The sequence below is a fragment of the Pseudomonas sp. TCU-HL1 genome (assembly GCF_001708505.1).
Classification (GTDB): Bacteria; Pseudomonadota; Gammaproteobacteria; order Pseudomonadales; family Pseudomonadaceae; genus Metapseudomonas.
On the sequence record NZ_CP015992.1, the window covers coordinates 473402 to 487205 of the forward strand.

The following is a 13804-nucleotide window of genomic DNA, read 5'->3' on the forward strand; positions in this document are numbered from 1 at the left end:
CGAAAATCAGAACAGCCGCAGCGGCTCTTCGTCCAGCGCCGCCCGTTGTTCGCGCAGGGTGAGGATCTGGTCGCCCCAGTAGCGTTCGCTGCCGAACCAGGAGAAGTGCATGGGGAACGCCGGGTCGTCCCAGCGGCGGGCGATCCAGGCGCTGTGATGCATCAGGCGCAGGGCGCGCAGTCCTTCGATCAGGGGCAGTTCGCGCGGGTCGAAATCATGGAATTCCTGATAGCCGTCCATCAGTTCGGAAAGCTGGACGAGACGTTCCTGGCGATCCCCCGCGAGCATCATCCACAAATCCTGCACCGCCGGGCCCATGCGGCAGTCGTCCAGGTCCACCACATGGAAGACCTCATCGCGGCACAGCAGGTTGCCGGGGTGGCAGTCGCCGTGCAGGCGGGTCGGTTCGTATCGCACCTCGGCGAACAAACGGTCCAGGCGCTTGAGCAGGTCGCGCGCCACCGATTCGTAGGCCGGGAGCAGGCTGCGGGGAATGAAGCCGCCTTCCAGCAGGGTTGCCAGCGACTGGTGGCCGAAGTTGTCCACTGCGAGGGTTTCGCGGTGCTCGAAGGGGCGTGCGGCGCCGACGGCGTGGAGGCGGCCGAGCAGTTGGCCCAGGCGGTACAGCTGGTCCATGTTGCCCGGCTCCGGTGCGCGGCCACCACGACGGGGGAAGAGGGCGAAACGGAAGCCTGCGTGTTCGAACAGGCTTTCGCCGTCGCGGACCAGGGGCGCTACCACGGGCACCTCGCACTCGGCCAGTTCGGCGCTGAAGCTGTGCTCTTCGTGAATCGCCTCGTCGCTCCAGCGCTGGGGGCGGTAGAACTTGGCAATCAGTGGCTCGGCGTCTTCGATGCCCACTTGGTAGACGCGGTTCTCGTAGCTGTTCAGCGCGAGGATGCGCATATCGCTGAGGAAGCCAAGGCTTTCCACGGCATCCAGAACTAGGTCGGGGGTGAGGTCATCGAAGGGGTGGGACATGGGTAGCTCCGGCAGTAAGGCGCCCAGTCTATCCCTATCGGCGCACGATCGGCTGCGCGACCGTGAACAGGCCCGTTAGAGCGCAGTGCCAAGCAGTACCTGGCCGGGCGCGAACTGCGCACGCACGCTGTTGCCAGCCTTGAGGCCGAGCTGGGCCAGGCGCTCGGGCTCGACCAGCGCACACAGCGTCTGGCCGTTGGCGAGATCGATGCGTACCTCGCTGGGGCCGTCGTCGGCGTCGAGGATCTCCGCAATCTGCCCCTGCAACTGGTTCAGGGTCTCGTCGGGCTGTTCCGCCAGGGATTGCAGGCGTAGCCAGCCGGCCTTGATCAGGGCAACCACGCTGCGGCCCGGGGCCAGTTCCAGCTTTTCGGTGCTGTCGTGGGTGATCTGCGCCGAGAGCCGCACGCCACCGGACAGCTCGAGGGTGACCAGGTCGTTGCGGCCCTTCGATTCAACAGCGAGCACGCGGCCACTCAACTGGTTGCGGGCGCTGGTGCGCAGCATCAGGCGGCCCAGCAGCTCCAGGTCTTGCTCGCTTTCGGCGCTTTCCAGCAGGCGTGCCTGCAGGCTTTCCAGGCGCTTGTAGAGGGCCAGTAGCCGCTCGCCTTCGGCGGACAGCCGTGCACCACCGCCACCCTTGCCGCCTACCGAGCGCTCCACCAGAGGTCTGTCGGCGAGGTTGTTCAGCTCGTCGATGGCGTCCCACGCGGCCTTGTAGCTCAGGCCGGCAGCCTTGGCGGCGCGGGTGATGGAGCCTTGCACGGCGATCTGCTCCAGCAGCGCCAGGCGCTGCGGACGGCGGGTAAGTTGCTGGGTGAGGGCGCTGGTCAGGCTCATGGGCGAACGGATTCGTCAGTGTGTCTGGCGCGCAGGCTGCTCCCGCGCATTAGTTGCGTCAAGCTTTCAGAGGTCGCCGGGCCGAGGCGTGCGAGCCAGGCAGTAGATGTCCACCCGCGCGGCGCCCGCGCGCTTCAGCAGGCGCGCGAGGAAGTGGGCGGTCGTACCGGTGGTCAGCACGTCGTCGACGATGGCCAGGTGCAGCCCGCGTACCTCCGCGCGTTCGTCCAGGGCAAAGGCTCGGCGCAGGTTGCGCCGTCGGGCGGCGGCATCCAGTCCCTGCTGGGGTGGCCCATCCTCGACACGTTTCAGCCAACCCTCCTGCAGCGGAAGTTGCAGTTCGTCGCTCAGCCAGCGAGCCAGCATCTGCGCCTGGTTGAAGCCGCGCTGGCGCAGGCGGGCCGGTGCCAGGGGCACCGGCAGCAGGGCGTCGGGATGCGGCAGGCCGTCGTGGAATGCGTGATCGAGGTGGCGGGCCAGCATGTCTCCCAGCAATCTGCCGAGGGGCCAGCGGCCCTGGTGCTTGAAGCGGGTGATCAGGCTGTCCACCGGAAAGCCGTAGCGCCAGGGCGCCTCCACCCGGTCGAACGGCGGCGGTCGTTTCAGGCAGTCACCGCAGGGCAGGCCCTGGGTGGGCAAGGGCAGGGCGCAGATGGCGCAGTGACCGAAAAGCCAGGGCAGTTCCGCTTCGCAGCCGGCGCAGATGGGCAACGCGCTGCCAGGGCCATGGCAGAGCAGGCAGCCAGGTGTATGGCGAAGCCAGGCTGGTCGCAGCCGGGCGAGCAGTGAACGCATGGTCCCCTCCTTGGGACTTGATTCAGGACAGGGGCTCAGACGATCAGCCAGCTCATCACGACCAGGCCCAGAAAGGTCAGCACCAGGCCGCCAATGATGGATTTGCGGATAAAGGCGCGGACGCCGCTGTAGAGCAGGAGCAGGCCGATGATCAGCAGGATCAGGCTGAAGAACGAGACGTCCATGCCAATGGCCCGTGCCAGGCCGTTGAGAAAGTCGTTGATAGCCTGGCCAATGCTGTCGAGTACGCCGGACAGCAGGTCGACGACAAAACGGATGACGGTGCCGATTATTTGGCCGAGCCACTCGAAAAATCCTTCGGTACGCATTGCGGTGTAGTGCTCCTTCAGCGGCGGGGCTGCCTGGATTGGAGCGTCGCCGGGGGTCGGGGTTCAGTTGCTGCTATTGATTAATAAATGATCAGATGTCGACCTGTGTCGCAAGACTGGTTGACAGCGTCTCAGCTCCACATATGATGCCCTAAGCCTGAATTCCCGGATTCCGCGTCCGGGTATCCCTGACAAGAGGCGCCACACAGCGTCGAAGGAAACCTCCATGAGTGCAACCGCATCCATCGCTACCCGTCACGACTGGTCCCTCGCCGAGGTGAAGGCACTGTTCGAACAGCCGTTCAACGACCTGTTGTTCCAGGCCCAGACCGTTCACCGCGCGCATTTCGACCCGAACCGGGTTCAGGTTTCCACCCTGCTGTCGATCAAGACCGGCGCCTGCCCGGAAGACTGCAAGTACTGCCCGCAGTCCGGCCACTACAACACCGGCCTGGACAAGGAAAAGCTGATGGAAGTGCAGAAGGTCCTCGAGGCCGCTGCCGAAGCCAAGGCCATCGGCTCCACGCGCTTCTGCATGGGCGCTGCCTGGAAGCACCCGTCCGCCAAGGACATGCCTTACGTACTCGAAATGGTCAAAGGCGTGAAGAAGCTTGGCCTGGAAACCTGCATGACCCTCGGTCGCCTGGATCAGGAGCAGACCCAGGCGTTGGCCGAGGCTGGCCTGGACTACTACAACCACAACCTCGACACCTCGCCGGAGTTCTACGGCAACATCATCACCACCCGCACCTACAGCGAGCGCCTGCAAACCCTGGCGTACGTGCGTGAGGCGGGAATGAAGATCTGCTCCGGCGGCATCCTCGGCATGGGCGAGTCGGTAGACGACCGCGCCGGCCTGCTGATCCAGCTGGCCAACCTGCCTGAGCACCCGGAATCGGTACCGATCAACATGCTGGTCAAGGTCAAGGGCACTCCGCTGGCGGAGGAGAAGGACGTCGACCCGTTCGACTTCATCCGCACCCTGGCGGTAGCGCGCATCATGATGCCGAAGTCCCACGTGCGCCTGTCCGCCGGCCGCGAGCAGATGAACGAGCAGATGCAGGCCCTGGCCTTCATGGCCGGCGCCAACTCGATCTTCTACGGCGAGAAGCTGCTGACCACCACCAACCCGCAGGCAGAGAAAGACATGCAACTGTTCGCCCGTCTCGGCATCAAGCCGGAAGAGCGCGAAGAGCATGCCGACGAAGTTCACCAGGCCGCCATCGAGCAGGCCCTGGTGGAGCAGCGCGACTCGCAGCTGTTCTACGACGCCGCCTCTGCCTGACGCGTTACGTCTTCTCCCCTCTCCCCCGGCCCCTCTCCCGCAAGCGGGAGAGGGGAGATTTCTCTCCACCGCACCCGACGCCCATGCCTTTCGACCTCGCCTCGCGCCTAGCCGCCCGCCATGCGGACAACCTCTATCGCCAGCGTCCGTTGCTGGAAAGTCCCCAGGGGCCGCAGGTCGTGGTGGATGGCCAGCCCATGCTGGCCTTCTGTTCCAACGACTACCTGGGCCTGGCCGACCACCCCGAGGTGAAGGCCGCGCTGCAGCGTGGCGCGGAGCGTTGGGGTGCCGGTGGCGGTGCCTCGCACCTGGTGATCGGCCATAGTGGCCCGCATCACGAGTTGGAACTCGCTCTGGCCGAGTTCACTGGCAGGCCGCGCGCGCTGCTGTTCTCCACCGGCTACATGGCCAACCTGGGCGCGGTCACCGCGCTGCTCGGCAAGGGTGATACCGTGCTGGAGGATCGCCTCAACCACGCCTCCCTGCTGGACGCTGGGCTGCTCTCCGGGGCGCGTTTCTCACGCTACCTGCACAACGATGTGGAGAGCCTCGCCAGCCGCCTGGAGAGAGCCGAAGGCAATACGCTGGTGGTGACCGACGGCGTGTTCAGCATGGACGGCGACCTGGCCGATCTGCCCTCCATCTGCGCCGCTGCCAAGGCCCGCGGCGCCTGGGTCATGGTGGACGACGCTCATGGTTTCGGCCCGCTGGGCGCCAGTGGTGGCGGCATCGTCGAACACTTCGGCCTGGGCCTGGAGGATGTGCCGGTACTGGTGGGCACCCTGGGCAAGGCCTTCGGTACGGCCGGTGCCTTCGTCGCCGGTAGCGAGGAGCTGATCGAGACGCTGATCCAGTTCGCCCGTCCTTACATCTACACCACCAGCCAGCCCCCGGCCGTCGCCTGCGCCACCCTGAAGAGCCTGGAACTGCTGCAACGGGAAAACTGGCGCCGTGAGCACCTGGACAAGCTGATTCGTCGCTTCCGCGAAGGTGCCGCCGAGATCGGCCTGACCCTGATGGACAGCCCGACGCCCATCCAGCCCATCCTGATCGGCGACAGCGCCCGCGCACTCAAGCTTTCCGCCTTGCTGCGCGAGCGCGGCATCCTGGTCAGCGCCATCCGCCCGCCCACCGTGCCGGCGGGCAGCGCGCGGCTGCGCGTGACGTTCTCCGCCGCTCACAGCGAAGAGCAGCTTGAATCCTTGCTGAATGCCCTGGCCGAATGCTGGGCAACCCTGGCGAAGGAGGAAGCCCCCGATGCGTGAGCGCCTGATTCTGCTGCCCGGCTGGGCCATTGGCCCGGCCGCCCTCGAACCCCTGCGCGAAGCCCTGCTGGAGCGTGCGCCGCATCTGACGGTGGACATTGAGCCGCTGCCCTCCCTTGAGCAGGCCGGCGCCTGGCTCGATGAGCTGGATGCACGACTGCCGCAAGACAGCTGGCTGGCCGGCTGGTCCCTCGGCGGCATGCTGGCCGCCCAACTGGCCGTCCGCCGTGGCGGTGCCTGCCGTGGCCTGATCGGGCTGTGCAGCAACATGGCGTTCCGCGAACGCGACGATTGGCCTCGCGCCATGTCACAGGAAATCTTCGCGGCCTTCCACGAGGCGTGCCGGCTCGATCCGGCGCAGACCCTCAAACGCTTCACCATGCTGGTGGCCCAGGGTGCGCGGGATGCCCGTACGCTGGCGCGCCAGCTGCAAGTCACCCAGCTGCCCACCGAGCCCAAGGTGCTGGACGCCGGCCTGCGCCTGCTGGATGTGCTGGACATCCGCGCGGCCATCCAGGGCTACAGCGGCCCGCAACTGCACCTGTTCGCCGGGCGCGATGCGCTGGTGCCGGCCGCCGCCGCGGAGGCGCTGCTCGACTGGTTGCCGGATGTGGAAGTGCAGGTCTTCGCCGATGCCAGTCACGGGCTGCCCCTGGAGCAGCCGGACGCCGTGGCGGCGGCCATCCTCGGCTTCATGCGCGAGGGTGACGATGACTGATTCGCGAATCGCCGCCGAGGCCGAAGGGCACCTGCCGGACAAGCGCCAGGTGGCGGCTTCCTTCTCCCGTGCGGCGAACAGCTACGACAGCGTTGCTGCATTGCAGCGGGCGGTGGGCAGCGAGCTGTTGCGCCGCTTGCCGGAAACCTTCGTGCCGCAGCGTTGGCTCGATCTGGGTTGCGGCACCGGTTACTTTTCGCGGGCCCTGGCCGAACGCTTCCCCGACAGTGATGGCCTGGCGATGGACATCGCCGAAGGCATGCTGCGCCATGCCCGCCCGCTGGGGGGCGCCGGACAGTTCGTCGCGGGCGATGCCGAGCATCTGCCGCTGGCCAGTGGTTCCCAGCAACTGATCTTCACCAGCCTTGCCGTGCAATGGTGTGCTGACTTTGCCGCCGTGCTCGCCGAGGCTCGCCGCGTGTTGCAACCGGGCGGCGTGTTCGCCTTCAGCAGCCTGTGCGTCGGCACCCTGCAAGAGCTGCGCGACAGCTGGCAGGCGGTGGACGGCTTCGTCCACGTCAACCGCTTCCGTCGCCTGGAGGACTACCAGGACCTCTGTTCTGCCAGTGGCCTGCTGCCGCTGGACCTGGGGAGCGAGCCCGAGGTGCTGCATTACGCCGACCTGCGCACCCTGACCCATGAACTCAAGGCCCTCGGCGCCCACAACCTCAACCCGGGTCGCCCTGGCGGGTTGACCGGTCGGGCGCGCATCCTCGCGCTGGTGGACGCCTATGAGCGCTTCCGCCAGCCCCAGGGCCTGCCAGCGACCTACCAGGTGGTCTACGGCGTACTGAAAAAGGAAGACTGACATGGCGGCGGCTTACTTCGTCACCGGTACCGATACCGAGATCGGCAAGACCACCATCGCTGCGGGCCTCCTGCATGCCGCGCGGGCCAAGGGATTGTCCACCGCTGCGGCCAAGCCCGTGGCTTCGGGGTGCGAGGACACCGCCGACGGTCTGCGCAACGGCGACGCCCTGGCCTTGCTGGGCGAGTGCTCGCTGCCGCTGACCTACGAGGAGGTCAATCCGCTGGCCTTCGCGCCGGCTATCGCGCCGCACCTCGCCGCTCGCGAAGCCGGCATTCAGCTGGATGTGGACACCCTCGCGGGCCCGGTGCGCCGTGTCCTGGCCAAGGGTGCCGACTTCAGCCTGGTTGAGGGGGCGGGCGGCTGGCGCGTGCCGCTGGCGGGCTCCGCCAATCTGTCCGACCTGCCCATCGCCCTCGGCTTGCCGGTCATCCTGGTGGTCGGTGTGCGCCTGGGTTGCATCAATCATGCGGTGCTTACCGCCGAGGCGATTCAGCGCGACGGCCTGAGACTGGCCGGCTGGGTGGCCAATGTGGTCGACCCGCACACCTCGCGACTGGAAGAAAACCTCGCCACCCTCGCCGAACGCCTGCCGGCGCCGTGCCTGGGCCGCGTGCCGCATCTGGCCGAGGCATCCCCGGCTGCAGTGGCAAGCCACCTCGACCTGGCGCTGCTGGGTACCTTCATCCCGCGTTGATTGCGCAGGTCCGTGCCGCCTGCTTCAATTGCCGGCATCGCCCAATGAGTATCGGTATCTGCCATGGAAATCCCGAGTAGTGGCTTCAGCGCCGGTCTTGGCGCCATCCAGTCCGGCCTGCGCCGCCTCGACCAGACGGCGGGTGAAATCGCCAGCACCAATGTGCGCTCTGCCGATGCGTCGACGCAGAGCAGCGCTGAACTGGCGGGCAACCTGGTCGAGCTCACCGTCTCCAAGCTGCAGACCCAGGCCGGCGGCAAAGTCGTCGCCACCGCCGACGACGTGCTCGGCACCCTGATCGATACCCACGCCTGATCCCCCTGCCGCCGTCCGTCGCGGCCCATTCCATTTCCTGTCGAATCGCGGCGTCCGTCCGGGCGCTGCCTTGCTGTTTCTTGATCTTTACTGTCTGAAGGCGGGGCCTTCGGCTACCTGCCAGGGGTGTGACTGGCCGGTCGGGCGCAGCGCTTGACAAGGTTTTGGCGTAAACGTATGTTTCAAACGCATGTTTGATTGCTCCCGCGATCACCACCAGATGCCGCAAGCGACCGGCGCTCCGGTCAGCTGAACTAGGAACCCACCGCAGAGGTTTACCGCTATGCCTGATTACAAGGCCCCCTTGCGTGATATCCGCTTCGTTCGTGACGAGTTGCTCGGCTACGAAGCGCACTATCAGAGCCTGCCTGGCTGCCAGGACGCCACCCCGGACATGGTCGACGCCATCCTTGAAGAAGGCGCCAAGTTCTGTGAGCAGGTGATCGCTCCGCTGAACCGTGTAGGTGACACCGAGGGCTGCACCTGGAGCGAGTCCGGTGTGAAGACGCCGACCGGCTTCAAGGAAGCCTACAAGCAGTTCGTCGAAGGCGGCTGGCCGAGCCTGGCCCATGACGTCGACCACGGTGGTCAGGGCCTGCCGGAATCCCTGGGCCTGGCTATCAGCGAGATGGTCGGCGAGGCCAACTGGTCCTGGGGCATGTACCCCGGCCTGTCCCACGGCGCGATGAACACCCTGTCCGCCCACGGCACCGACGAGCAGAAGCACACCTACCTGACCAAGCTGGTATCCGGCGAGTGGACCGGCACCATGTGCCTGACCGAGCCGCATTGCGGTACCGACCTGGGCATGCTGCGCACCAAGGCCGAGCCCCAGGCTGACGGTTCCTACAAAGTTTCCGGCACCAAGATCTTCATCTCCGCCGGTGAGCACGACATGGCCGATAACATCGTCCATATCGTTCTGGCCCGCCTGCCCGATGCCCCGGCTGGCACCAAGGGTATTTCCCTGTTCATCGTTCCGAAGTTCATGCCGAACGCCGATGGTTTGGCTGGCGAGCGCAACGCCGTTTCCTGCGGCTCCATCGAGCACAAGATGGGGATCCACGGCAACGCGACCTGCGTGATGAACTTCGACGGCGCGACCGGTTACCTGATCGGCCCGGCGAACAAAGGCCTGAACTGCATGTTCACCTTCATGAACACCGCTCGCCTGGGTACCGCGCTGCAAGGCCTGGCCCACGCCGAAATCGGTTTCCAGGGTGGCATCAAGTACGCTCGCGAGCGTCTGCAAATGCGTTCCCTGACCGGTCCGAAAGCGCCGGACAAGGCCGCCGACCCGATCATCGTCCACCCGGACGTGCGTCGCATGCTGCTGACCATGAAGGCCTTCGCCGAAGGCAACCGCGCCATGGTCTACTTCACCGCCAAGCAGGTGGACATCGTCAAGTACAGCCAGGACGAAGAGCAGAAGAAAGCGGCCGACGGCCTGCTGGCCTTCCTGACCCCCATCGCCAAGGCCTTCATGACCGAAGTGGGCTTCGAGTCCGCTTCCCATGGCATGCAGATCTATGGTGGCCACGGCTTCATCAGCGAGTGGGGCATGGAGCAGAACCTGCGCGACTGCCGCATCTCCATGCTGTACGAAGGCACCACCGGCGTTCAGGCGCTCGACCTGCTCGGCCGCAAGATCCTGATGACCCAGGGCGAAGCGCTCAAGGGCTTCACCAAGATCGTGCACAAGTTCTGCCAGGCCAACGAAGCCAACGAATCCGTGAAGGAATTCGTCGAGCCGCTGGCCAAGCTGAACAAGGAGTGGGGCGAGCTGACCATGAAGATCGGCATGGCCGCCATGAAGGATCGCGAGGAAGTGGGTGCCGCTTCGGTGGACTACCTGATGTACTCCGGCTACGCCTGCCTGGCCTACTTCTGGGCCGACATGGCTCGCCTGGCTGCCGAGAAGCTGGCCGCTGGCGAAGGCGACGCCGCCTTCTACAAGGCCAAGCTGCAGACTGCCCGCTTCTACTTCAAGCGCATTCTGCCGCGTACCCGCACTCATGTCGAAACCATGCTGTCCGGTGCCAACAACCTGATGGACCTGGCCGAAGAAGATTTCGCCCTGGGTTACTAAGGTTCAGTGCGACACGAAGAGCCCGCCGATTCCAGGCGGGCTTTTTCGTTTCACTCGCGCTGAAGTTCCGTCCGTAGGGTGCGCCGTGCGCACCTGGGATCCTGCGTGGGACTTTTGGTGCACACGGCGGCACCCTACGGGGCGGCTTTCGAGTTTTCGCGAATGAATTCGCTCCCACAGGCATTGATCCCACCACGCTTCCCGTGAAGAGGTTGGCACCTGTCCTCGTGCTTGCTGCCCATGTCTGTGCAATCATATCGCCATCTCGATTTTCCCCCGTCTTTCGAATCCCAGGATCAGACCCCGTGCGGCCTCGAGTGTCCTATCGCGTCAGCCATTTCCTGCCTCCCTTGCTGCTGGTGGTCGCAGGCGGCGTGGCAGGCACGCTGTCGGGGATGAACGAGTTCTTCACTTCCCTTTTCAACGTGCTGCCCACCTTGCTCCTGCTGCTGGGCGGGGCCTTCTGTTCGGCTTACGGGCGCGTGCGCCAGGTCGCCCTGTTGCTGGTGGTCTACCTCGCCTACTACCAGTTGGATACCCAGGTCGATTACTACCAGGCAGAGCGAGTCGTTCGAGAAGACGCCGGGTTGGTGTTCCATTTGGTCAGTCTGTTTCTTCCTGCGCTTTACGGTCTGTTCGGCTGCTGGGAGGAGCGCACCCACCTGCTGCAGGATTTCGTCGCCCGAGGTGCAGTGCTGCTGGCGGTGCTGGGCGTGGTGGTGGCACTCGGCAGCCATTACCCGGATGTCCTGCTTAGCTTCGTCGGCAAGGTCCACTGGCCCCTGCTGCACGGCAGCTGGATGACCCTGGTGCAACTCGCCTACCTGGCATTCGTCGTGGCTCTGGCGGCCCTGCTGGTCACCTATCTGCGCCAGCCGCGACCGCAGCATGCTGCGCAGCTGCTGGGCCTGCTCGGCCTGTTATGGATGCTGCCCAGGGTATTTGTGCTACCCCATGCCCTGCACGTGATGAGCAGCATGGTGATGCTCGCCTTGACCGCCTCGGTGGCCCATGAGGCCTACCAGATGGCCTTCCGCGATGAGCTCACCGGGTTGCCCGGCCGCCGGGCGCTGAATGAGCGGCTGCGGCGTCTCGGCCGCAACTACGTGCTGGCCATGACCGACGTCGACCACTTCAAGAAATTCAACGACACCTATGGCCATGACGTGGGTGACCAGGTGCTGCGCTTGGTCGCCAGCCGCCTGCGCAAGGTGGGCGGCGGTGGCAAGGCTTACCGTTATGGCGGTGAAGAATTCACCATCCTCTTTCCCGGCAAGTCGGTGGACGAGTGCATGCCCCACCTCGAGGCTGTGCGCCAGGCCATCGAGCAGTACCAGATGCACCTGCGTGACCCGGGGAGCCGGCCGAAAAGCGACGAGGCCGGTCGTGCCAGGCGCGGCAATGCCAATGGGCAAACGGTGTCGGTGACCATCAGCATCGGCGTTGCTGGGCGAGACGCCGAGCAGCGCACCCCGGAAGAGGTGATCAAGGCTGCCGACCAGGCGCTGTACAGCGCCAAGAGCGCCGGGCGCAATCGGGTGTTCCGTCATGGCGAGAACCGTCGCGGAGCGGTGCGGGTGAAGCGCGCCACGAGCTGATGCGGGCACTTATGACGTTCCATTCAGCAGCGGCAGCGTCATTGTGGGGCGAGTAGGGGCAAAGTAGGGTCCTTATTGATTGTTGCGATCTCGCGAGCTAGAGAAGAGCAAGGCGAGATCGGCTGAGGAAGCGGAGTTTACGACCGTAACTGAGCATTCCGAAGCCGCTCTCAACGCAGCTATTCCGACGCGCAGCAGATCGTGATACCGCCCCTCAAGGAGAACCCTGCCATGCCCGACTACAAGGCCCCGCTGCGCGACATCCGCTTCCTCATCGACGAAGTCTTCGACTATCCGGCCAGCTATGCCGCGCTGGGGGCGAGTGACGCCACCCCGGACATGGTCGCGGCGATCCTCGAAGAAGGCGCCAAGTTCTGCGAGCAGGTGCTCTCGCCGATCAACCGCTCCGGCGATGAAGAAGAGTGCCAATGGCAGGACGGCGTGGTAACCACGCCCAAGGGCTTCAAGGAAGCCTTCGCCCAGTACGTCGAAGGCGGCTGGAACGGACTGGCGGCGGACCCGGCCTACGGTGGCCAGGGCCTGCCCCATTCCCTCGGCCTGATCATCAGCGAGATGGTCGCCTCGGCCAACCAGTCCTGGGCCATGTACCCGGGCCTGACCCACGGTGCCATGTCGGCCATCCACGCCCACGGCAGCGAACAGCAGAAGCAGACCTACCTGACCCGCCTCACCGAAGGCCGCTGGACCGGCACCATGTGCCTGACCGAGCCCCATTGCGGCACCGACCTCGGCATCATCAAGACCCGCGCCGTGCCCCAGGCCGACGGCAGCTACGCGATCTCCGGCACCAAGATTTTCATCTCCGCCGGTGAGCACGACATGAGCGAAAACATCATCCACCTGGTGCTGGCCAAGCTGCCCGACGCGCCGGCCGGCACCAAGGGCATTTCCCTGTTCATCGTTCCGAAGTTCATGCCGAACGCCGATGGTTCGGTCGGCGAGCGCAATGCCGTGTCCTGCGGCTCCATCGAGCACAAGATGGGCATCAAGGCCTCGGCCACCTGCGTGATGAATTTCGACGGCGCCACGGGCTTCCTCATCGGCGAAGCCAACAAGGGCCTGAACTGCATGTTCACCATGATGAACCACGCCCGCCTCGGCACCGGCATGCAGGGCCTCTGTCTCGGCGAGGCCAGCTACCAGGGCGCCGTGCGCTACGCCAACGACCGCTTGCAGATGCGCGCCCTCACCGGGCCCAAGGCGCCGGACAAGGCGGCCGACCCGATCATCGTGCACCCCGACGTGCGTCGCATGCTGCTGACCATGAAGGCCTTCAATGAAGGCAACCGTGCCTTGGCCTACTTCACCGCCCAGCAACTGGATATCGCCCACCGCAGCGACAGCGCCGAACAGCGCGAAGCGGCAGATAACCTGCTGGCCTTCCTTACTCCCATCTGCAAGGCCTTCATGACCGACTCCGGCCTGGAAGCCACCAACCTCGGCATGCAGGTATTCGGCGGCCATGGCTACATCCGCGAGTGGGGCATGGAGCAACTGGTGCGCGATTGCCGCATCGCGCCCATCTACGAGGGCACCAACGGCATTCAGGCACTCGACCTGCTCGGCCGCAAAGTGCTGGGTAGCCAGGGCAAGCTGTTGCGTGGTTTCACCAAACTCATCCACACCTTCTGCCAGACCCAGGCCGAGCATCCGCGCCTCAAGGCCCAGGTGGCCGAACTGGCGCGTCTCAACCAGCAGTGGGGTGAACTGACCCAGAAGGTCGGCATGGCCGCCATGAAGAACCCCGACGAGGTGGGCGCCGCCGCGCTGGATTACCTCATGTACTCCGGCTACATCACCCTGGCCTACTTCTGGCTGCGCATGGCCGTGGTGGCCGATGGCAAGCTGCAAGCGGGCGAGGGCGACAGCGCCTACTATCAGACAAAGCTGGCGACCTGCGACTTCTACTTCAAGCGCCTGTTGCCGCGCACCGAAGCCCACCGGGCGGCGGTGGAAGCGGGCAGCGATTGCCTGATGCAGTTGCCGGCCGAAAGCTTCAGTTTGTAACGTACTGATAGACGGTCGAAGGCCCGCCTGGTGCGGGCCTTTTTCATGATGCGAAT

The 13804-nt window shown here is 65.4% G+C and carries 13 protein-coding genes; 9 read left to right on the forward strand and 4 right to left on the reverse strand.

Going from position 1 to position 13804, the window contains the following annotated elements:
• Window positions 1-6: 6 nt before the first annotated feature.
• The 4 genes from THL1_RS02145 to THL1_RS02160 form a co-directional block, all read right to left on the reverse strand.
• The gene (locus THL1_RS02145) at window positions 7-981 is read right to left on the reverse strand and encodes a serine/threonine protein kinase (protein ID WP_069081742.1); all 975 of its coding nucleotides are present in this window, start codon (window positions 979-981) and stop codon (window positions 7-9) included.
• A gap of 75 nt (window positions 982-1056) precedes the next feature.
• Entirely contained in the window at window positions 1057-1821 is a 765-nt protein-coding gene (locus THL1_RS02150) for a TOBE domain-containing protein (protein WP_069081743.1), read from the reverse strand.
• Window positions 1822-1887: 66 nt separating this feature from the next.
• Window positions 1888-2616, reverse strand: a complete 729-nt coding sequence (locus tag THL1_RS02155; RefSeq protein ID WP_069081744.1) for a ComF family protein — start codon at window positions 2614-2616, stop codon at window positions 1888-1890.
• Between the two features lie 35 nt (window positions 2617-2651).
• Entirely contained in the window at window positions 2652-2945 is a 294-nt protein-coding gene (locus THL1_RS02160) for a hypothetical protein (protein ID WP_069081745.1), read from the reverse strand.
• Window positions 2946-3171: 226 nt separating this feature from the next.
• Between THL1_RS02160 and bioB the strand changes: the two genes are divergently transcribed.
• From bioB to THL1_RS02205, 9 genes are all read left to right on the forward strand, one after another.
• Entirely contained in the window at window positions 3172-4230 is a 1059-nt protein-coding gene (gene bioB, locus THL1_RS02165; RefSeq protein WP_069081746.1) for a biotin synthase BioB, read from the forward strand.
• Window positions 4231-4313: 83 nt separating this feature from the next.
• The gene (gene bioF / locus THL1_RS02170) at window positions 4314-5495 is read left to right on the forward strand and encodes an 8-amino-7-oxononanoate synthase (RefSeq protein WP_069081747.1); all 1182 of its coding nucleotides are present in this window, start codon (window positions 4314-4316) and stop codon (window positions 5493-5495) included.
• On the forward strand, window positions 5488-6213 hold the full coding sequence (locus THL1_RS02175; protein WP_069081748.1) for an alpha/beta fold hydrolase: 726 nt from the start codon (window positions 5488-5490) through the stop codon (window positions 6211-6213). Before bioF ends, THL1_RS02175 begins: the two co-directional genes overlap by 8 nt.
• Complete coding sequence (bioC, locus tag THL1_RS02180; RefSeq protein ID WP_069081749.1) at window positions 6206-7021, forward strand: malonyl-ACP O-methyltransferase BioC; 816 nt, start codon at window positions 6206-6208, stop codon at window positions 7019-7021. The genes THL1_RS02175 and bioC overlap by 8 nt, the downstream gene beginning before the upstream one ends.
• A gap of 1 nt (window position 7022) precedes the next feature.
• Window positions 7023-7718, forward strand: a complete 696-nt coding sequence (bioD, locus tag THL1_RS02185; RefSeq protein WP_069081750.1) for a dethiobiotin synthase — start codon at window positions 7023-7025, stop codon at window positions 7716-7718.
• Window positions 7719-7781: 63 nt separating this feature from the next.
• Entirely contained in the window at window positions 7782-8033 is a 252-nt protein-coding gene (locus THL1_RS02190) for a hypothetical protein (protein WP_069081751.1), read from the forward strand.
• Window positions 8034-8316: 283 nt separating this feature from the next.
• Complete coding sequence (locus THL1_RS02195; protein WP_069081752.1) at window positions 8317-10122, forward strand: phenylacyl-CoA dehydrogenase; 1806 nt, start codon at window positions 8317-8319, stop codon at window positions 10120-10122.
• Window positions 10123-10427: 305 nt separating this feature from the next.
• Window positions 10428-11720 (forward strand): GGDEF domain-containing protein, encoded by a 1293-nt coding sequence (locus THL1_RS02200; RefSeq protein ID WP_069081753.1) that lies wholly within the window; start codon window positions 10428-10430, stop codon window positions 11718-11720.
• Between the two features lie 231 nt (window positions 11721-11951).
• Entirely contained in the window at window positions 11952-13748 is a 1797-nt protein-coding gene (locus tag THL1_RS02205; protein WP_069081754.1) for an acyl-CoA dehydrogenase C-terminal domain-containing protein, read from the forward strand.
• Window positions 13749-13804 lie beyond the last annotated feature (56 nt).